The sequence below is a fragment of the Streptococcus sp. DAT741 genome (assembly GCF_009866825.1).
GTDB classification, from domain to species: Bacteria; Bacillota; Bacilli; order Lactobacillales; family Streptococcaceae; genus Streptococcus; species Streptococcus ruminantium.
The window spans coordinates 763,921-785,100 of the sequence record NZ_CP019557.1 but is presented as its reverse complement, the minus strand read 5'-3'; the positions used below and the strand labels follow the sequence as shown (position 1 = coordinate 785,100).

Here is a 21,180-nt window from a genome sequence, read left to right as displayed (position 1 = left end):
CCACCCATTGCTAGTAAACCCCGCAACCATCCGCTAGCTTGCAGATGGTTGTTGGGAAGCAGGAGAGAGCGGTAAGACAGGAATCCACATGATCCAAAGGCGTTTCTTATCAGCTAGTTCGTGAGGGATAAGCCAGTGAATCACAAATCGGTCATCTGATTTGTCCGTGGCTTCTGAAAGCTCTGCACATCGGAAAGCTTTTATCCTAGCGAGACTCTCTGCTGACTGTTGGGGGGATTTTTCTGCTAGGGAAATACACAGGTGCACCCGTCCTTGTCCCTCTCCAGCAGACTGGCTGGCTGCTATGGGGCAGGCTTCCGATAGGATGATACAGGGATGGTCTTCATAGAGGTGCTGTACAGGACAAGTAACTACCTCAAATTTACAGGTGTCTCTTTGAAAGGGCTGGCACTGGCATTTGCCATCTGGACTGGGCTGGACTTTGCAGTATTCTATCACTTTTTTCAAGCATGTTTCTTTGCAGGACGCACCCTCTGGAAGGGAGTCAGGCGCCATGGTAGGGACGACTATCATCCGGATATAAGGAAGGTTTTCACAGCCATCCCTAGCTGAGACAGTAGGCAGGGACTCCAGCTTGACTTCAATCTGGTGACAATCTAGCTGAGTAAGCTCCACTTGGGAGCAGGAGAGGGGGCATTGAGCAGGGGTGCCAGAGAAAGGACAAGAGCGCTCGCCTGACAAACCGGGAAGCTTAGGAGTACGACCGCTGATACCATCATTGCCGCGTTCTCCCTCTAAACCGGGAAGTTTGACACCGCCACTGTTGCCACTAAAAATAGGAGCGCTGGTACTACCTGATTCTCCTGAAAGTGCGTTATTACCTCGGCTTCCGCCTACAAGACCTGGGAGTGGCTGAGTTTCACCACCATCTCCTGGGAGCTTATGACTACCTTGATTGTTGCCGCTCAAGATAGGGTGAGTTGTTGCGCCCTCCTCCCCCTTTAGGGGAGTACCTGATTTATCCCCACGGAGACTACTACTATCCCCCTCGGCGCCTTGCAACGGAGTATTTAGGTTATTCCCACTAATACCTCCACTACCAGTGCAAGTTTCGGAACGAACAACCGTCCCTGCCATTAGGATGGAGAGTAGGGGGAGGATAGCCACTGACACTATAAGGGGCTTCACTGCATGCAATGAAGGCTTTAATTTTTTATGAGAAAACACTGATACAACTCCTTTATCTATTTTTTACTTTTGCAGGAAGAGACCTCTTTCTTCCTAGAATGTAAAACATTATATCAGACGGAAGTATGTATCCTCTGTAGGTCATCTATTTTTTGTCAGGAGGTGACTTTTCCTTTTCCAAGTAGGAAGTATGCGAAGGCTTGTCAAGCGATCGGTGCTATAGCACAAGGCGATTGGTTTTGTAGGACATTCATTATATAGGCAAACAAAAACAATCACCCGCACGACAGATGATTGTTTTGTTGGTTAAAAGGAATTTGTAGCAATTTTTTTATCCGAATGACCGGTTGGTTATTTTAAATGAAGGATGGCTCTTCCCATATCCCCCAGAACACTACCTAAGCCGAGGGTGTTATGTGAACCGAGGCCATCATGGTATCTAGGACCATTGCCACCGTCTTTTTCGTACTCCCAGCCTAACTCTTGATTGCTGCTACCGCCACTGTAGCCATTATAGCCCCAATGATTGTAGCGACCAGTACCTGAACCACGACAGATTGAGATAATACCGTTACCACCGTCATAGTTGCAAATCTCAATATTGCCACCACCACGAGGAGGGATATTGTCATGTTGTCTATCAGAGCCTGGTGCTCCATCTTTCTCAAACTCGAAGCCTAAGCTATCAGAACCCCGTGCTCCATCTTTGTCAAACTCGAAGCCTATGCTATCAGAACTCCGATAGCTAGAAGCTTGAGCAACTGGGCTTGACGCCAAGACAAATAATGAAGCGATTGCAGCCGAAACAAGGCCGACTTTAACTTTTTTACATGAAAACACTGTAAGTGTCACTCCTTTATTGTTTTTTTGGAAAGAGATGATGCACCTCTCTCCTAGATATGACTATTGTACCAAACTTCCACGAGGTGTAAGTATTCATCCTCTGTAGGAAATCTATTTTTTATCTACTTTTTTGCAACCGCCTTCTTTTCTAGGTTGAAGGGGGAGCTGTTTTTGTTGTTTTCAATGTTAAGATTATGCTCAGTTGTTGCGGACTAAGGTCTGAAAATAAGGATTTTTCCATTTCCTTTTAAATCTCTACTATGGATGTTACCGAATCAAAAACCAATTTATCTTTGGAGAAAGGGAGAAAGATAATCTCATTGATTTTTAGTTTTCCAAAATAGTTCGGAGCTGGGTGGGAATTAGATAGGTTTCTTTTGTAGTTTATAGGTTACACCGTTGATAGTAACTTCAATCTCTTTAATGGCAATGTCAATTTGGTCTTTGCTGCCAGTTATCCACTCTAATCATACCACATAAGGGGACTTGGTGAGGTGCCTGAACCGCTCCAACTCAATTTTCCAAATGCCAGATGTCTTCATTGTACTGCTTGATTGTGCGGTCAGATGAGAAGAAGCCAGCTTTGGCAATATTGACAATCACTTTCTCCAACCAGCTATCCCGGTCTTCGTAGTCAGCCAGCATGCGCTCTTTGGTATGGATATAGTCTTCTAGGTCCAGTAAGGTCATAAAGTAGTCCTTGTGCTTGAGATTGTCCTGCAATCGCCACAAGCGCTCATCAATACCACCAGCCTGACGAACAGTGTCACTCGTGATAAAGTCAATCAGGGGACGAATTGTCTCACGCTCGTAGAAACTATACGGATGGTAAGTCCCTTGCGCGTAGTGCTGGATGACGGTTTGGCTGTCTTGACCAAAAATATAGATGTTCTCGTCACCGACAAGCTCGTGGATTTCCACATTGGCACCATCATCTGTACCGATTGTCAGTGCGCCATTTAGCATAAATTTCATATTACCAGTCCCGGAGGCTTCCTTGGATGCAAGGGAAATCTGCTCAGAAATGTCTGCTGCTGGGATGATATAGCTTGCTTCTGTAACGTTGTAGTTTTCAATCATGACTAGCTGCAAGTGTGGTGCAACTTCGGGGTCATTTTTGATGACTTGGGACAAGACTAAGATTAGATGGATAATATCCTGAGCTGCGGTGTAGGCGGGTGCTGCCTTTCCTCCAAAGAAAACGGTCAATGGTCGTGTCGGGATGTTTCCTGCCTTGATGTCTAAGTATTTATGAATCACGTAGAGGACATTCATCTGTTGGCGTTTGTACTCGTGCATTCGCTTGATTTGTACGTCAAAGATAGAGTCCGGATTGACGGTCAGTCCTTGGGTACGTGCAATATGGCGTTGTAGCTTGCGTTTGTTGTGCTGCTTGATTTCTTCCAGGCTGTTCTTCAATGCTGGATTATCCTTGTGTTCCAGGAGTTTTTCAAGTTCACCGGCTTCATGATGGTAGCCATGTCCCAGCAAATCATCGAGATGGTTAGCTAGACTTGGGTTGGCGTGCATGAGCCAGCGGCGGAAGGTGATACCGTTGGTCTTATTGTTGAATTTTTCTGGGTAGAGGTCATAGAAGGCTTTCAACTCAGATGTCTTCAAGATTTCGGTATGCAGAGCTGCAACTCCATTGATCGAATAACCGTAGTGAATATCCATGTGCGCCATGTGGACACGTCCATGTTCGTCAATAATATTTACAGCAGGGTCGTTCTTCACTTCTTTTGCACGACGATCCAACTCCATGATAAATGGTACCAGATGAGGTACGACATAATTGAGGAAGTCAAGTGGCCATTTTTCCAAGGCTTCTGACAGGATGGTATGGTTGGTGTAGGCAGTCATTTTCTTGACAATCTCGACAGCTTCATCAAAGGAGATGCCACGGAGTTCCAAAAGGCGAATCATCTCAGGAATCACCAGCGATGGGTGCGTGTCGTTGATTTGGATCACTGCGTAATCAGGCAGGTCATGGAGGTTTGACCCTTTGGCAACAGCTTCATCAATCAAAAGTTGCGCAGCATTGGATACCATGAAGTACTGTTGGAAGATCCGCAGTACTTTGCCTTCATCTGTCGAATCGTCTGGATAGAGGAAAAGGGTCAGGTTGCGGAAAATATCTTCTTTGTCAAACTCGATACCATCGTAGATGATGTCATCATCAACTGATCCGAGATCAAACAGGCGCAGACGATTCTTGCGGTCTGTCTTGTATCCTGGTACATCAATGTCGTACAACTTGGATGTTAGTGTAAAATGAGCAAAGGGAATCTGATAAGAAATCGGGGACTCTGTCAGCCATGAACGTGGTGTCAGCCACTCATTTGGTACTGCTGACTGTTGATGGTATTGGAATAGCTGGCGAAACAGACCAAAGTGGTAGTTAAGTCCGATACCATCGCCATTCAAACCAAGGCTTGCGATGGAGTCAAGAAAGCAGGCTGCTAGGCGACCTAGGCCACCATTCCCAAGGGATGGTTCCATCTCCATTTCTTCGATGGTGAGCAGGTCCTTGCCGGCAGCTACCAACTGGCTTTTTACCTCATCATAAAGGCCTAGATTGATAAGGTTATTGGATAGGAGTTTGCCAATTAAAAACTCGGCAGAGATATAGTAAACTTTTTTCTTCTGATCGTTTGTATACTTGGCTTCGCTTTGTTGTTTGGTAAAGGCGAGCAGGGCATAATAGAGTTCTTGATCAGTGCAATCTTCGATACGTTTGGCATACATAGACTGGACAAAATGTTGTAAATTGATCATGGTGTTTCTCCTAAATATAGTAACGTAATCATTCAGAAAGGTTTCTCCCCTTTTTTGTAAACGCTTTCTTATTTTATTATACCGTATTTACGAAAAAAAGACAAGCCAATTTCCATATAAATAGAAATTAGTTTGCCTCAATTTTTTTTGCAAAAAATTGATAGTTTAGAGCGATTTACATTACTCCGCAATCAGTGTTTCCAAACCAACCTTCATCATATCTGTGAAAGTATTTTGGCGCTCTTCGGCTGTCGTATCTTCTTCTGGATTCACCAAGCTATCTGAAATTGTCATGATAGCTAGAGCTTGCACATCATGCTGGGCTGCCAAGTAGTACAGGGCTGCTGCTTCCATCTCAATAGCATGGACACCCAATTTACCAAGGGCAATATTGCGATCTGCCATATTTGAGTAGAAAACATCCGAAGAAAGAACATTACCGACATGCGTTGTCATACCTAGTTTTTTCGAGATGTGGTAGGCCTTGTCCAGTAGTTCAAAGTCAGCAATTTGTGGGAAGTCAAATTCCGGCCAATCGTTCCGGATAATATTGGAATTGGTTGCCGCAGCTTGAGCAAGAACCAGCTCACGGACATGTACATCTGGATTGATAGAGCCGGCTGTTCCGACACGAATCAGCTTTTTCACTCCATAATCTACAATCAACTCACGCGCATAGATAGAGATTGATGGCATGCCCATCCCTGTTCCCATGACGGAAACACGGTGGCCTTTATAAGTACCAGTGTAGCCGAACATGTTGCGGACCTCATTGAAACAAACAGCATCTTCAAGGAAGTTTTCAGCGATAAACTTAGCACGAAGCGGATCTCCTGGAAGCAAGATTTTATCAGCAATTTCACCTGGTTTAGCAGCAATATGGATTGACATAATTAAGATACGAGGGCGTGAAAGAGGCAAAGCAAAAATAGGAAACCGACTGTAGACGCAAACGTCTGGGAGGGTTTATCTTTTTTGCACAGCCTCTAGCCCGAGTTCAATTCTAAGGAACTCGATTGCCCTGCCTTTCTAGTTTTTTATATTGAGTTAAGTAAAAGGAATAAAAATAGGGAGCCACAGCAAAGCTTAATTTGCTCGGAGGTTCATCTTTTTTACGAGGATTTAAATTCCTTTCTTAGTTTGGTAGGCAAGGAAACTACATATCCACTTAAACGGGATACGAGAGCGTGAAAGAGGCAAAGCAAAAATAGGAAACCGACTGTAGACGCAAACATCTTGAAAGGGTTTATCTTTTTTGCACAGCCTCTAGTCCGAGTTCAATTCTAAGGAACTCGATTGCCCTGCCTTTCTAGTTTTTTGATTTAAGCGGTATATCTTACGATACCACGCTTTATATTATTTTTTTCTTATTAGATTGAGACAGAAACAGCCTACTGAAAAAATGGAATAAAGTACTAAAAACTTCAATGCATTATTTCCAATTAGAGCCCATTTCGCAAACAAGACAAATAGTAAGACTCCGGTTATCAAACAGAGAAGTAATAACTGCTTTGAATAGCGTTTATTCATGCTAGTCCTCCTCATACAAACGATACTAACGTTTACAAACTATTATAATTCAGCCAAGATGGCCTTAACCAAGCCCTTGAAATCACCCTTGATTTGTTCTGTGACCTCTACTACTTCTTCGTGGTTGAGTTCTGATTGGAATCCAGCCGCAAAGTTGGTGATTGCAGAGATTCCCAAGACTTTCAAGCCTGAGTGAGCAGCTACGATAACTTCTGGTACCGTTGACATTCCGACTGCATGAGCACCCATGGTCTTAAAGGCTAAAATTTCAGCAGGTGTTTCATAGGTTGGTCCTGTAACGCCAAGGTAAACACCGTTATCTAGCTTGATACCTAACTTTTCAGCAACTGCATGTGCTTTTTCTCGGTATTCTTTGGTGTAGGCATTGGACATATCTGGGAAACGTGGTCCAAATTCTTCCAAGTTTTCACCAATCAATGGATTTTGACCTGTTAGGTTGATATGGTCTGTAATCGCCATCAGGGTACCTGGGCCATAGCCGATTCCACCTGCCGCATTTGTAACAATCACACCTTGGCAGCCAAGGGCTTTCATGACACGCACTGGGAAGGTGACAACTTCCATCGGATTTCCTTCGTAGAAATGGAAGCGACCTTGCAGGGCTAAGACTTTACGGCCAGCCAAATCACCGTACACCAGCTTGCCAGCGTGCCCTACAACGGTTGACTTGCCCCAGTTTGGAATATCTGCGTAATCAATGACTATCGCATTTTCTACCTCCTGAGCCAACTCACCTAGACCTGAGCCTAAAATCAAGCCAAATTCTGGCTTTACCAAGCCTTTTTCTTCCAAAAAAGCTTTTGTTTCATAAATTTTTTCGATTAGTGACATACATTCTCCTTTATTTTACGAAATCTCGTTTATACTTGCGATGACTGGCGATATTGCGATCCAAGTCCTTTTCGTCCCACAGTTGCAATTCCCAAGGATAGTAGAAATTGCTCTTATTTTTGAAATAGATATGAATGCCTGTGTACTCATCCTTATCTCGCAGATACCAGTTTTTCAAACCAAATTTTTCCTGCCAATCATCTAAACTTTCCATGACCTGCTCCAACTGAGCGGAGGTCAGAATCATCCGAGCACCAAAGATGTCATTCAAAATCGAATGGATCGGATAACCTTCCGACCGCTCTTTAAAACGCTCGATTTTATCCAGAATGGACTCCGCTGTCTTTACACGATAGTAAAAGCTGATGTCCTTGATGTCAGATTTCATCAGGTAATCATTGATTGATTCGTGCAGATTGAAGCGATAAAGCAGGATAGGCTCAGTCGGCACCTTGGCAAAGGTATGTTTGAGGTTGATTTTTTTGACTTTACCAGTTTCAAAGTAATCTACGAAAAACTGCCTATCAATCTTGTTGAGTTCATCAATCAAGCGTTCAACCTGTTCAAGCATGACAATTCCTTTCAACCATCTGCTTATGATTATACCAATTTATCCAAGAAGCTTTGTCCAATCATGGCAGTTTCGACACCGAAGTTTTCGGCAACGGTTGCTGAGATGTCAGCAAAGTTACCGACTGGGATAACACCGCTACCTGTAAAGCTTGGGCTGTAAGCCAAGAGCGGCACATACTCACGAGTGTGGTCGGTGCCTGCATAAGATGGATCATTCCCATGGTCTGCTGTAATCAGGAGTAGGTCATCTTCGCGCATGTTGTCGATGATTTCTGGGATACGTGCGTCAAATTCTTGCAGGCAATCACGGTACCCTTCGATATTGCGACGGTGGCCATAAACAGCATCAAAGTCAACCAAGTTTGTGAAGGAGAAGCCTTCCTCAAATGCTGGTAACTTGAGCGTATCTATCAAAACATCCACCCCATGCATATTTGATTTGGTATGTCCCATGTCATTTGTAATGCCTGATCCGTTGAAAATGTCATTGATTTTACCGACAGAGTAAGTCGATACACCAGCTTCTGCCAGCTTGTTGAGAACTGTCGCTTCGAATGGTGATACTGCATAGTCATGACGGTTAGCAGTCCGTGAGAAATTGCCCGGCTCACCGACATAAGGACGAGCAATGATACGACCGAGAAGAGCTGGACGTTCAAGGGTAATCGAACGGGCATATTCACAGATGCGGTAAAGCTCGTCAAGTGGAATAACTTCCTCATGAGCTGCAATCTGAAGAACAGGATCTGCGGATGTATAAACGATTAGCTCGCCTGTTTCCATTTGGCGAGGACCAAAGTCATCAATAACAGCAGTCCCTGAGTACGGCTTATTGGCCTCGCGGATGATTTTACGTCCTGAGAATTCCTCTATTTTTGTTAAAATCTCTTCTGGGAAGCCGTCCCAGAAGGTATCAAATGGCTCAGTGATATTGAGACCCATAATTTCCCAGTGTCCTGTCATGGTATCCTTACCGCGCGAGACCTCTTCTAGTTTTGTCACATAACCTGTAGGGTTCTCTTCCATCGGTACCGTTGCAAGGGGGGTATCACGTGGAATATTTCCAAGACCAATCTTAACCATATTTGGCACTTCAAGTCCAGCCTTGTCAGAGATGTGACCGAGAGTATCTGATTCGGTATCTGCTACACCTGCGTTGAAGAATTTGTCTGCATCTGGTGCTGCACCGATGCCGACAGAGTCCATGACAACCAAGTGAACACGTTTAAATTTAGGCATAATCGTCTCCTTTTTTTGAATAATTAGAGTCAAAGAAAATCACAGTCAACAAAGCCTGTGGACACAGATGAAACATCATTGCAACTGCAAGCTAGGGAGGCTTATCAGGGTAGATGACGCTTCAAATTAAGCCAGCGAGATGTGGACTGGATTTTCCAAGAATCTAAACGTTCGTATTTTCATTATACCACAAAAAAGCTTCTCATTGGTATCAAAATGAGAAGCGTTTTCACTTTATTTTTTTTCGATAATTTGTGGTCCATCTGGTGTGCCTACAATGACTTTGGAGATAAGACCAATGAAAAGTCCATGCTCTACGACACCTACGGTCCGATCTAATTCTTCTGCTAGAGCATAGGTATCTTCAATTCGGCGTAAGTCGAGGTCGATGATGAAGTTTTGCATATCTGTCACATGTTTCTTACCGTCATGCATGCGGAAACTTGGTCGGTAGCCTTTGGCGGTAAAATGGCGGAAAAGATTCTCCGAACCATACTGAACGACTTCTACTGGTAACTTGAAGGCTCCCAAAGTTTCTACCATCTTCGTCTCATCAACAATCCAGATACAGTCCTTGCTATTGACTGCAACGACTTTCTCCATAAGGAGAGCTGCGCCGCCACCCTTGATACCATTAAAAGCTCCGTCAACTTCGTCTGCACCATCCACAGTCAAGTCTACATACTCAACTTCGTCGATATTTTTTAGGGGAATCCCAAGGGATGCTGCGTGTTCGGCAGTGGCATGCGACGTCGTTACACCTGTAATTTGAAGTCCCTCCTCCTGCACCCGCCGGCCAATCTCCTGCACAAAATAGTAAGCCGTCGAGCCGGTTCCCAACCCCACAATCATACCATCAGCTACAAATTCAGCGGCCTTGATTCCGACCTGTTCTTTTAAGTTCGACATGTCATGCTCCTTTGAAAAAAACTGATACAACTATTATAGCATGAAGCAAGCCACTCGATACAATAAATTTTAAAATTTATGAGAGAGCAAACGGATGACAAGGTGGGCTAGATGGGGTCGTGAAAGTGAGGCACATGTTTGCTCACTCACCTGTGAGGAGCTACTGGTTTAAGTTTTGTAGATAAAAGATGCTAATAGCAGAATAACTAGTAAGGCTAGGAGATGCCCAACTGTCACTAGGATAAAGGAATACTTCAAACCACGTTTCATGCTCAACTTAGATAGATTGTGGAAAGTAATCATGACACCGGACTGTGGTACGACTGTCAAGATAGCTGAGGCAACAACGATGACACGGTGTAGCAATTCGGGATGAATCCCCATTTCCAGATAAGTTGGAAGAAAATTATTGGTTGCAATACCTACAGCACCAGATGAAGAGCCGATAATCCCACTAACAAGTGCTGTTGAAATAGATAGACTGAGAAGCGGGGAGCCTGGAATTTGTTGTATCCATTCTTGGATAATGGTAAAGCCAGTTGATAATGTCAAGACGGTACCAAATGCTACTGTGCTGGAAGTTGCAAAAGCAGGAATGATAGAGGCAGTCGCGCCAGAGTTTAAAATCTCTTTTTGATTCGGCAAATAAGGGCGGAAAATGAGAGCAGCTAGCATAATAGATACTAGTAAGCCGACTGCTAAAACATTAGGTAACTTGCTCAAAAGAAAGATGGTTCCAATCAAGCTGATCAGAGGGAGAATAGACAAGAAAAGATTTGGTGCCTTAGCAGGCGTGGTTATTGTCATCTCCTCCTCTTCTTCCGTATAGCTTTCACCATTTGCTAAACTCTTTTTGAGACAATAGGCCATATAAAGCAAGCCGAAAACAAACAAGGTCAGACTGGCAGCTAGGCTAATGACTGGAGCTGCGGCCAAATTAGTTCCTAGGGCTTTTGTTGGAATAACGTTTTGGATAGATGGTGCTCCCGGTAAGGTTGTCATGGTGTAGGTTCCTGCTCCCAGAAAGACAGGGAGTGGAAAGAGGGCCCAGTTAATATTTAACTCCCTAAAGAGAGGACGCGATAGAGGAAGGAGGGTAAAAATCACTACAAAAATACTTACGCCTCCATAGGTCAAAATAGAGGCTATAAGAGTGATGGCTAGTAAGCCCTTGTAAGGACTGTCTTTTCCCATCATTTTCAAAATGCTATCGGCAATGGTCTGAGTTGCTCCGCTTGCTTCCATATAACGAGCGAGGATAGAGCCTAGCATGAAAATGGCAAAATTGTTGATGAGGAAACTAGCCAAACCGGTCATGTAAGATTGCTCTTTTCCTAGCATCATCTCAAGAATATTCATCTGATTGGTCAAGATGATGATGCAACTAGCCAAGGGGGCTGCAATGATGACATGCAAGTTCTTTGATGTCCAGTAGATAATGGCAACAATCGCCAATAAAACTCCTAAAAGCGCTAAAAGTGTCATGGTTCTCCTTCATACATCTCTATTTCCCTCTGATGATGGTATTTTATTCAAAGGGAGGGTTACTAAATATTCTAATGTCTTTTTGTTCTCCAAGTTCTGCTAATAAATCTGCAACCGTCTTTCCAAATACTGGATGGCAATAGGTAGCTGCAATCTCTGCGAGAGGGATAAGAACAAAGGCTCGCTCCTGAGCGTAGGGGTGAGGGACAACTAAATGTTCCTCTGCAATCCTTTCTTGATCCCAAAAAATAATATCGAGGTCAATGGTTCGTTCCCCCCATTTTTCAAGTCGAACTCGGTGTAAATCCTGTTCAATTTTTTGACAGAAAGCTAAAAAATCTTGGGCAGATAGGTCTGTATAAACCTGACAGGCGAGGTTGAGAAAATCTGCTTGATCTGTTTTTCCCCAAGCTGGGGTTTCATAGATGGAGGAAACGAGTCCTAGCTGACAGTCCTTATGATTGTCTAATTTTTCTAAGGCTGCCTGTAGATAGGCTAGGCGGTCTCCCATATTTCCTCCGATACTGAGATAGGCTAGATGTTTCATGGGCGTTTGCGCTCCAACTCGATACCGACTGAATCATAATGCCCTGCGATAGGAGGGTTTTCCTTGTAGATCGCCAGACGAATTTTCTCCACCTTTGGAAAGCGAGCAAAAATTTCCTGACAAATCACACCTGCTACTTTTTCGATGAGAACATAGGGCTTGCCCTCTACAATATCTTTTATGGTCTCAAACACCAAGCCATAATGGACTGTATCTTCTAGCTGGTCTGATTGGGAAGCTGCTGTCAAATCAACAAATAGATCACAGTCTATCGTGAAAACCTGACCGAGAACTTGTTCTTCTTTAAGGGCTCCATGATAGCCATAAAAACGACACTTGTTGAGCGAAATTTTATCCATTCTCTCCTCCTGAAATCAGTTGGTCCCAAACTTTTACTAGGTCGTTATTGGCTTCCACGTTGTGGACACGAACCATTTTACAACCTTTCATGATTGCCCAGGCTGATAGGGCCGCTGTGGCTTGGTCTCGATCTGTAGAAAGTGTATTGCCACCAAGCAAGTGATCAACAACTCGCTTACGGGAAATTCCAAAGAGAACTGGATAGCCCAAATTTGTCAACTGGTCCAAGCCTTGCAGTAGGTCAAGGTTATGCTGGACATTTTTTGAAAAACCAAAGCCTGGGTCTAGCCAAATCTTATCTGGCGCTACTCCAGCAGCCAAGGCTGCTTGAGCACGTTGAATGAGAAAATCCCTCACCTCGCTAACGATGTCTTGATAGCTTTCCTCTTTTTGATTGTGCATGAGAATGATGGGGACCTGATACTCAGCAGCCAAGGCGAGCATCTTCCCATCATAGAGACCTGCCCAAACATCATTGAGAATATCCGCCCCAGCCTCTAGAGCTGCTCGGGCGGTTCCTGTTTTATAGGTATCAATACTAATCAGGCAGTCATATTTTTCCTTGAGCGCACGAATGATTGGAACTACACGGGCAATCTCTTCTTCTTCTGTAACAAATGTAGCACCTGGACGAGTTGATTCGCCACCGACATCAATCACCTTTGCGCCTGCTGCTAATAATCGCCCTGCTTGGGCTAGAGCAGTTTCAATTTCATTATAACTTCCACCATCTGAAAAGGAATCTGGTGTTACATTGAGGATTCCCATTATAGATACTTGTTTAGCTAATCGTTCGAGTGACATATTTCCTCCTATTTGTTATGAATCATGGATAAAAGTTCACGGCGCAAAATAGCATCCTCCTTGTATTTACCTAGAGCTACAGTTGTCACTGTCTTGCTACCCGGCTTACGAATACCACGCATACTCATACACATATGTTCTGCTTCTACCATAACAAAAACTCCTTCTGGATCAAGAGCATCTTGTAGAGCGTGAGCGACTTGATAGGTCAAACGTTCTTGTAACTGTGGACGGCGACTGGCCACTTCTACCGCCCGTGCCAGTTTGCTTAGGCCTGTTACCCGTCCTTTGCTTGGAATATAGGCAACATGAGCGATACCATAAAAGGGGACCAGATGGTGTTCGCACATAGAGTGGAAAGGAATATCCTTGACTAAAACGACTTCCTCATGCCCTTCGGAAAAGACGGCCGTAAATTGATCTTTTGGATCTTCCTGTAAACCGCTAAACATTTCGAGATACATTTTTGCGACACGTTTTGGTGTATCTAATAAACCTTCACGCTTGGGATCTTCTCCTAGTAATTCCAATAATTGATAGATAGTTTGTTCAATTTGTTCTTGTTTTGACATAAGACATCCTAAATGGTTTGATTGTTTCATTATACCTTAAATTTGTTTTCAGGAAAAGCCTTCTTGTCTTTCGGAAAGCAAAACTGTCCCTGGACAGATTGTTGAACCCAGAACTTCCTTTTTTCTCCCCTAGTTGTGGTATAATAAAGCTAATTGACCACAAGGAGAAGACATGACAAAGAAACCAGTCCAACTAGCAACTATTTGTTACATTGATAATGGCAGGGAGTTCCTCTTACTTCATCGCAATAAGAAAGAAAATGATGTCCACCAAGGAAAATGGATCGGGGTAGGTGGCAAGCTAGAGGCCGGTGAAACACCGCAAGCATGTGCTATTCGTGAAGTTTTCGAGGAGACAGGTCTCACCGTCACCCAGCATGCACTAAAAGGGATTATCACCTTTCCAGATTTTACGCCAAATTGCGACTGGTACACCTATGTTTTTAAGATTACCGGTTTTGAAGGGAACTTAATTGAATGCAGCGAAGGAGATTTGGAATGGGTGCCCTACGACCAGGTCTTATCCAAGCCGACTTGGGAGGGAGATCGGCATTTTCAAGAATGGCTGCTGGAGAATCGTCCGTTTTTCTCTGCCTGTTTCCGCTATGATGGTGATAAACTGCTCGAATACAGTGTGGATTTCTACGAAGAATAGTCAAACATCTTGATTTTAGAATATGAATTCCTCTAATCACCAACACAGCTATCTTGTATAGACATAAAAATAGACAAGGAGAAACCCATGTACGAATTTGTCCTCGAATACGGATCTTTTCCCGTAAAACTGATTGATGGTTTTGTCGATAATCGCACAGATATTCCAGATTTTCTCAAGGAAGATGAAGAGATGATTGCTCGATTACATAGTATAAATGAGCTGTTCCATCAGCTTTTTCATACTATCGAATGTAAATTTGATTATATCGGCAAGCAATTTCCTGACAAAATTGAACACCTACGGGAACTTTATCACCCTCTAGCAGCAGATCTTGTGGCTAAATACGGTGACACTGTTAACTTGACGATTGAACCGTTTATTTTATAAGATAGACAAGAACTCCATTTTTAGTCAAAAATGGACAACCAGCGATAGTACAAAAGACTTGAAGATTTATGTAAACTAACCTTCGAGTCTTTTTGTGATTTTATTAGTATTTTCCCAGCCTCACTTTTTAAAGTTCGTATCACCATCTCAACGTAGCATTGGAAGTAAATCACAGCAATCCGTGTTTCATATTTCCAATCTGCTCTATGCGACTGTCCATTCCTCCAAAAAAAATCCTAGTCCGTAAACTAGGATTTTCAAATCTTATCAAGGCCTCAATGGGGCATAAGGAGCTATTAGCGGATTTCAGCACCGAGAGCTTCCAAGCTCTTACTGATTTTTTCCATATACTTGGCTACTTCTTCATCTGTCAAGCTATCCGCAGGATTTTGGAAGGTCAGATTATAAGCCATTGATTTCTTGCCAACCTCAATATTGCTACCGGCATAAACATCAAAAAGACTTACCTTTGTCAAACGCTTCACACCGGCTGCTGTAATAGCATCCAAAACATCCTGATGGGTAACGTCACTCTTCAAAAGAAGGGCAATATCACGGCTAACAGATGGGAATTTAGAGATTTCGGTAAATGGCTGAGCAGGCTGTAGAGCCGCCTCAATCGCATCAAGATTGATTTCAGCCACATAGGTCTCTGGAATACCGTAATCCTTAGCTGTTTGAGGATGTACCTGACCAACAAAGCCGATAGCAGTCCCATTCAAATGGATTGCCGCTGTACGACCTGGGTGTAGAGCGGAAATCTCACTTGTCGCCACAAAATCGACAGCCAGTTTGTAATGACCGAAGATGGCTTCCAATATCCCTTTAGCATGGAAGAAGTCAACAGCTACCGCTGGTGTCTGAAAATCTTTTTCTGCAACCAAGCCTGTCAAAACAAGAGCAAACTTGTTGATTTCTTGCGGCAAATCTTCTTTTGGATTGCCAGATTGTTCAAAGATTTTTCCAATCTCGTAGAGGGCTAGGTTTTTATTTTTACGGGCAACATTATAAGCAACTGTCTCTAACATGCCGGATACCATATTCTGACGAAGGGCAGAACGGTCAACAGTCATTGGCCACATAAGTTCGGTCACAGTGGTTGGATGGGCCGCAAATTCTACTGATTTTTCAGGTGTTGTAAGGGCGTAGGAGATGATTTCCGTCAAACCTGCACCTTCTGCCAAGTGTCGAACCTGGCGACGAATTTGCTGGATCAGAGTCAGCTCGCCTGCTGTTCCATCCTCTTTTGGAAGAGTGGTCGGAAGATTATCATATCCGTAAATGCGAGCGATTTCTTCTACCAAGTCTGCTGGAATGCGGATGTCCCAACGGCGACGTGGTACTGCCACTGTAAACTGACTTGCATCGCCAGTTATTTCCATACCCAAACGACGGAAAATATCGGCTATTTGGGTGTAGTCAAGGTTGGTACCGAGCGAACGGTTAACATACTCAATGGTTGCTGTGACAGGTACATCAGAAGTGTCTACCGTCCCTTCAGACACGATACCGGACAGGACTTGACCGCCAGCCAAATCAGCAATCATAGCCGCCGCCATATCCATCGCTTCACATAGGGTCGCTATGTTGATCCCCTTTTCAAAGCGAGAGGAGGATTCTGATCGGAGGTTTAGGCGACTGGAAGTTTTGCGGATAGACTTGCCATCAAAAAGAGCAGCCTCTAGAACAACCGTCTTAGAATCATCATCAATCTCGGTATCTGCTCCGCCCATGACACCAGCCAAGGCAACCGCCTTATCTGCGACAGAAATCACAAGGTCATCTGCAATCAAGTTGCGCTCTTCACCATCAAGTGTAACCAGATTTTCACCAGTCTTTGCTTGACGAACTACAATTTTTTTGTCCTCAAACTTGTCAAAATCAAAAGCGTGCATAGGCTGTCCAAAGTAGAGCAAGATGTAATTGGTAATATCAACTACGTTGTTAATTGGACGAATACCTGCGTTCATAAGCAAGTTTTGCAGCCACTGTGGACTTGGGGTAACGGTTACATCTTCAATGACACGCGCTGTATAGGCTGTCACCTTGTCGGACTCAATCGCTACTTCAATCACATCACTGGCTTTTTTGTCACTCTCATTCAAGGCTACTTGCTTGAAGTTGACCTGACTGTCATAAATCGCAGCTACTTCATGAGCTACTCCACGCATGGATAGAGCATCAGCACGGTTTGGCGTGATGGATAGCTCGATGATTTCATCATCAAGGTCTAGGTAAGAGAAAATTGGTTCTCCCACAACCGCTTCTGCTGGCAGGTGGTAGATACCATCCGCATAGATTTTTGGTACAACAGAGTCTGAGACACCAATCTCACTCAATGAGCAGAGCATCCCCAGAGACTCCACTCCGCGGATTTTACCTTTCTTGATTTTATAATTGCCTGCAATACGTGCACCCGGCAAAGCAACGATAACCTTGATACCTGGTGTCACATTTGGTGCACCGCAAACAATTTGTGTCACCTCTTCACCGATATTCACCTGACAGATATGAAGGTGGGTATCTGGAATTGGCTCCGCAGAGACAACTTGTCCCACAACGAGCTTAGAAAGACCTGCACTCTTTTGCTCAACTCCTTCTACCTCAATTCCCGTTGTTGACATTTTTTCTGACAAGTCGCTACTCGTCGCTTCAAAGTCAACTAATTCTTTTAACCATTTATAACTTACTAACATATTTTCCTCTTTATATTTCAAATCGAAAGATTTTGGAATGCTTACCTAAGAAGATAAGATTTTTATTCAGCCCCAACTCTTCCAACCTCACCGCATCATTATCGTTTCCATCACCGAATAATCACCCCAAACAAGCTTAGGGATACTCTGTAACAATCCGATATTTTTCAACTTTTGACGAGTAAGGTTGTTAGATAGTTCACGATAACGACTGGCTTCTCATAAATAGGTAAATTTATGAGCATCAAATTGCAACAGTTTTTCAAGCAAAACGGTACTTTTGCATAAAAAAACTAGCAAGGTGATCAAGTCAAGGAATTCGCATAATAGCGATTTCCGTCTACTTAAGAGCTGACTTTGTCAGCCTTAAGTAGTGCTACGTTAAAACTGCTCCGAAAATCGTATATCTCCTTGATAAAATCCACGAATATCATTGATTCCATAGCGGAGCATGGCAATACGTTCTTGACCTAGACCGAAGGCAAAACCAGAATATTTAGTCGAATCAATACCGCTCATTTCCAGTACTTGTGGGTGGACCATGCCGGCTCCTAAAATCTCAATCCAGCCTGTCTTCTTGCATACGTTGCAACCATCACCACCACACTTGAAACAAGAAACATCAACCTCAACAGAGGGCTCTGTAAATGGAAAATAAGATGGACGCAGACGAATTTGGCGCTCTTCCCCAAACATTTTCTTGATAATCATCTCAAGAGTCCCCTTGAGATCTCCCATGGAGACATTCTCGCCGACAACCAAGCCCTCAATCTGATGGAATTGGTGACTGTGGGTTGCATCATCTGTATCACGACGGAATACACGTCCCGGTGAAATCATTTTAAGAGCACCTTTTGAAAAATCGTGCTGATCCATGGTACGTGCCTGAACAGGTGATGTATGGGTACGCATCAAAATCTCTTCCGTTATGTAGAAAGTATCCTGCATGTCACGGGCTGGATGGTCCTTTGGTAAATTCATGCGTTCAAAGTTATAGTAGTCTTTTTCCACTTCAAAACCATCAACGATTTGGAAGCCCATGCCTAAGAAAATATCTTCGATTTCTTCAGAGGTTTGGGTTAGAACATGACGTTTTCCGACCTTAACTTGACGACCGGGAAGAGTCACATCAATGGTTTGCGCAGCCAGTTGATGTTTAATTTTTGCTTCCGCTACCTTTTTCGCTGTTTCTTCAAAGGCTGCCGTTAGGACATCCCGAACCTCATTGACTTGTTTGCCAATAATCGGTTTCACATCATTTGGCAACTCCTTGAGTCCTTTAAGCAAATCTGTCAGCGAACCTTTTTTCCCCAAGACAGCAACACGCAAATCTTGTAATTCTTTTTCGCTTTGGTGTTGGATTTTTTTTAATTTTTCTAACGTGGTTTGGCTCAATTCGGCCAGTTGTTGTTCAATATTTGACATCATTCCTCCAATAAAAAAACGCATGACTTCACCCATCTCGGAGCGTTGTCACGCGGTACCATCCGTTTTCATCTGCTATGCAGACCTTATTTTTAAGTCCTCGTGTGAGTGAATTCGACCAACTTTCACTGATTGAGCTTGCAGTCTCGGCTCAACTCCCTGAACAGTTTCCATAGGTTTACTAGTCTCACAGACTTCTATTCAATTTTGTCTTCTGTAAGTTTTCAGCTAACCTTTAAGAGGGGAGCTGAGTCGTCACATAAAATGATTCTATTTGGATAGAAAACAGTTTTATTTGACTTCACTAATTAGTTTAGCAAATTATGGAAATTTTAGCAAGAAATCTTTCTAAAAAACTCCTACTGCGTATCTGAACTACACCCCAATCATTAGATTTGTTCTCTAACTTTTTGAGTGCAGTTCAACCATCACAGAGGAGTTTGATATTGGAGGACTTCAAGGCTATTTTACCACGTGGAAAATGTCAATAACTGCTTTTTCCGAAGATACATGGATCATTTGAGATGTTGGTGCTTCGTACACATGTCACTATCATCAACATTAAATGTAAAGTGACTTATTTTCCACGCCAAATATGCGTGTCCAGCAAACCGCAGTAGGCATCTACAGGAGATACTCCGATAAATTCTGATTCTCCTGCCAATTTTTCTACCAAGGCTTCTATGGTGACTGGTAGGCCATCGTAGGCATTGATGTAGGTTGCTACCTGTGGCATATCCGCAAGTGCAAACGGGTGTTGAACGGACACGACAATCGTTGGAATCTCGTGAACATAGAAAGGTTGGTCTGGCGTTCCCTTAGCGGCTGGCCAGATAATCCGTTGGGTGGTTCCGCCAGAGTTAACATCAACCAGATTGATAATTAGGTCATAATGGTCTGTTATTTCTGCTATTGGGCGTTTAGAAGCGTAAACATTGGCAATAGCTGCTGGTCTTTCCTCTTCTGGTAGCTTGGCAATCCGCGCTTCTGTATTTTCCCAGATAGATACCTCATGACCTCTAGCTTCTAACAATTCTTTCAGGGTATCTGAAGCTCGCTTTTTACCTGAATTGATAAGGGCGCCAAAACCTCCCTTGTAGCCATCTACTTCTACCAACAAGATACGTCTGTAACGGGCTGGTGTCACAGGGAAGACTCCTTCTTGCTTGGCTTTGACTAAGGTAATCGCCTTATCTGCCACTTCTTTAGCCAGATGTTTAGCTTCTTCTGTCCCAATCAAGGCTAGAGCTTCTTCTTTTGGTAACATCATCTCATGGCGACGACCCTCAAACTGATGAAGACCGAGCTTGGCTTTCAAGCCCAATGTCCGACGAAGGGCATCGTGCAACCGTTCCTCAGACAAGAGACCATTTGCCAGACCTTCTTTCATCCATTGTAGATCTTCTTCTGGATCATTAAAGAAGAGGAAGAGATCACAACCAGCTTCGATAGCAGTTGGCAACAATTCACGCCGAGACATAGAAGCGGTCATACCAATCATGTGGCTAGCATCCGTTACAATGGCACCATTATAGCCCAATTCTCCACGCAATAGCTCATCCAAAAGTGTTTTATTGAGCGAAGCTGGTAACATCTCATCCAACTCACGTTCAGGGTGCATTTCTTTTTCAACATTTGGCAAATGAATATGGCCGGCCATGATTCCGGGAAGCCCAGCTTCAGCCATTTCACCATAGATGCGTCCAAAGCTTTCCATCCATTCAGACTTGGTCATTGGGTTTGAAGCAAAAGAGAGGTGATGATCTCGTTCGTCAATACCATCCCCAGGAAAATGTTTCGCAAAAGGAATGATTCCATGTTCCATAATGCCACGCATGTATTCTTTTGATAGTTCAAGTACTTGCTCCACATGGGCTCCCCAAGTTCGGTTGGCGATAATAGGATTTCTCCAGTTGCGGCTGAGATCCATGATTGGTGCAAAAGAAGCGTTACAGCCAACAGCAGAGGCTTCTAAACCTGCAATTTTCCCCATTTCATAGGCATAACGTGGGTCATTCGTAGCGGCAATCTTGATTTCATCACCGATTTTTGTCCCATCTGTGACGGCACCATTGCCACCTGATTCAGTATTGGCTGCAATCAAGAGCGGGATTTTAGACTTGGTTTGTAAGATATTATTTTGTTCCCAAATATCTGCTGCCGGTCCAGGATTGTAGCGAACAGCGGCAATCTTGTAATCTTCTAATACACCTGTCAAATACTCTTCTGTCCGCTGACTTCCCATGTTGACAAAGAGCTGACCGATTTTCTCATCCAAGGTCATCTGAGCGATGGTTGTTTCAATCCAAGCGATAGCTTCTTCATCTAAATTGTAAGGTTTTTTTCGTAAATCTACTAAGTTTGTCATTTCTG

18 protein-coding genes are annotated in these 21,180 nt (G+C 43.6%); 2 read left to right on the top strand and 16 right to left on the bottom strand.

From position 1 onward, the window contains the following. Positions 1–33 precede the first annotated feature (33 nt). The 13 genes from BZG42_RS03780 to folE form a co-directional block, all read right to left on the bottom strand. Positions 34–1,188, bottom strand: a complete 1,155-nt coding sequence (locus BZG42_RS03780) for a hypothetical protein (RefSeq protein WP_155995629.1) — start codon at positions 1,186–1,188, stop codon at positions 34–36. A gap of 312 nt (positions 1,189–1,500) precedes the next feature. Continuing rightward, positions 1,501–1,989 (bottom strand): YSIRK-type signal peptide-containing protein, encoded by a 489-nt coding sequence (locus BZG42_RS03775; protein ID WP_159780092.1) that lies wholly within the window; start codon positions 1,987–1,989, stop codon positions 1,501–1,503. Between the two features lie 516 nt (positions 1,990–2,505). Then, positions 2,506–4,770 (bottom strand): glycogen/starch/alpha-glucan phosphorylase, encoded by a 2,265-nt coding sequence (locus BZG42_RS03770; protein WP_155995634.1) that lies wholly within the window; start codon positions 4,768–4,770, stop codon positions 2,506–2,508. Between the two features lie 180 nt (positions 4,771–4,950). Continuing rightward, positions 4,951–5,661, bottom strand: coding sequence for a purine-nucleoside phosphorylase (deoD, locus tag BZG42_RS03765; RefSeq protein ID WP_024532067.1), 711 nt, complete (start codon positions 5,659–5,661; stop codon positions 4,951–4,953). Positions 5,662–6,342: 681 nt separating this feature from the next. Further along, complete coding sequence (locus tag BZG42_RS03760; RefSeq protein ID WP_024532066.1) at positions 6,343–7,152, bottom strand: purine-nucleoside phosphorylase; 810 nt, start codon at positions 7,150–7,152, stop codon at positions 6,343–6,345. 10 nt (positions 7,153–7,162) lie between these two features. Further along, positions 7,163–7,723, bottom strand: coding sequence for a GTP pyrophosphokinase (locus BZG42_RS03755; RefSeq protein ID WP_120171547.1), 561 nt, complete (start codon positions 7,721–7,723; stop codon positions 7,163–7,165). Between the two features lie 29 nt (positions 7,724–7,752). After that, positions 7,753–8,964, bottom strand: a complete 1,212-nt coding sequence (locus tag BZG42_RS03750) for a phosphopentomutase (protein ID WP_024532064.1) — start codon at positions 8,962–8,964, stop codon at positions 7,753–7,755. Between the two features lie 234 nt (positions 8,965–9,198). Beyond that, entirely contained in the window at positions 9,199–9,873 is a 675-nt protein-coding gene (gene rpiA, locus BZG42_RS03745; protein WP_155970852.1) for a ribose-5-phosphate isomerase RpiA, read from the bottom strand. A gap of 168 nt (positions 9,874–10,041) precedes the next feature. Beyond that, a complete protein-coding gene (locus tag BZG42_RS03740; protein WP_024532062.1) occupies positions 10,042–11,358 on the bottom strand; it encodes a GntP family permease in 1,317 nt (438 codons plus the stop codon). 43 nt (positions 11,359–11,401) lie between these two features. After that, on the bottom strand, positions 11,402–11,905 hold the full coding sequence (gene folK / locus BZG42_RS03735; RefSeq protein ID WP_155995636.1) for a 2-amino-4-hydroxy-6-hydroxymethyldihydropteridine diphosphokinase: 504 nt from the start codon (positions 11,903–11,905) through the stop codon (positions 11,402–11,404). After that, positions 11,902–12,264 (bottom strand): dihydroneopterin aldolase, encoded by a 363-nt coding sequence (folB, locus tag BZG42_RS03730; RefSeq protein ID WP_120171543.1) that lies wholly within the window; start codon positions 12,262–12,264, stop codon positions 11,902–11,904. Before folB ends, folK begins: the two co-directional genes overlap by 4 nt. Beyond that, a complete protein-coding gene (folP, locus tag BZG42_RS03725; protein ID WP_120171542.1) occupies positions 12,257–13,069 on the bottom strand; it encodes a dihydropteroate synthase in 813 nt (270 codons plus the stop codon). Before folP ends, folB begins: the two co-directional genes overlap by 8 nt. An 8-nt stretch (positions 13,070–13,077) precedes the next feature. Then, a complete protein-coding gene (gene folE, locus BZG42_RS03720) occupies positions 13,078–13,641 on the bottom strand; it encodes a GTP cyclohydrolase I FolE (RefSeq protein WP_024532058.1) in 564 nt (187 codons plus the stop codon). Positions 13,642–13,813: 172 nt separating this feature from the next. Here folE and BZG42_RS03715 point away from each other — a divergent pair, with 172 nt between their 5' ends. Then, the gene (locus tag BZG42_RS03715) at positions 13,814–14,296 is read left to right on the top strand and encodes an NUDIX hydrolase (protein WP_120171540.1); all 483 of its coding nucleotides are present in this window, start codon (positions 13,814–13,816) and stop codon (positions 14,294–14,296) included. 87 nt (positions 14,297–14,383) lie between these two features. Continuing rightward, complete coding sequence (locus BZG42_RS03710; RefSeq protein WP_024532056.1) at positions 14,384–14,686, top strand: hypothetical protein; 303 nt, start codon at positions 14,384–14,386, stop codon at positions 14,684–14,686. Positions 14,687–14,982: 296 nt separating this feature from the next. On the opposite strand, the gene pheT is transcribed toward BZG42_RS03710, so the two are convergent. From pheT to BZG42_RS03695, 3 genes are all read right to left on the bottom strand, one after another. Continuing rightward, entirely contained in the window at positions 14,983–17,382 is a 2,400-nt protein-coding gene (gene pheT / locus BZG42_RS03705; RefSeq protein WP_155995638.1) for a phenylalanine--tRNA ligase subunit beta, read from the bottom strand. 381 nt (positions 17,383–17,763) lie between these two features. Beyond that, positions 17,764–18,807: a phenylalanine--tRNA ligase subunit alpha gene (gene pheS, locus BZG42_RS03700; protein ID WP_120171538.1), complete on the bottom strand. Its 1,044-nt coding sequence runs from the start codon at positions 18,805–18,807 to the stop codon at positions 17,764–17,766. Positions 18,808–19,384: 577 nt separating this feature from the next. Then, positions 19,385–21,175: a glycoside hydrolase family 3 protein gene (locus BZG42_RS03695; protein WP_155964533.1), complete on the bottom strand. Its 1,791-nt coding sequence runs from the start codon at positions 21,173–21,175 to the stop codon at positions 19,385–19,387. Positions 21,176–21,180 lie beyond the last annotated feature (5 nt).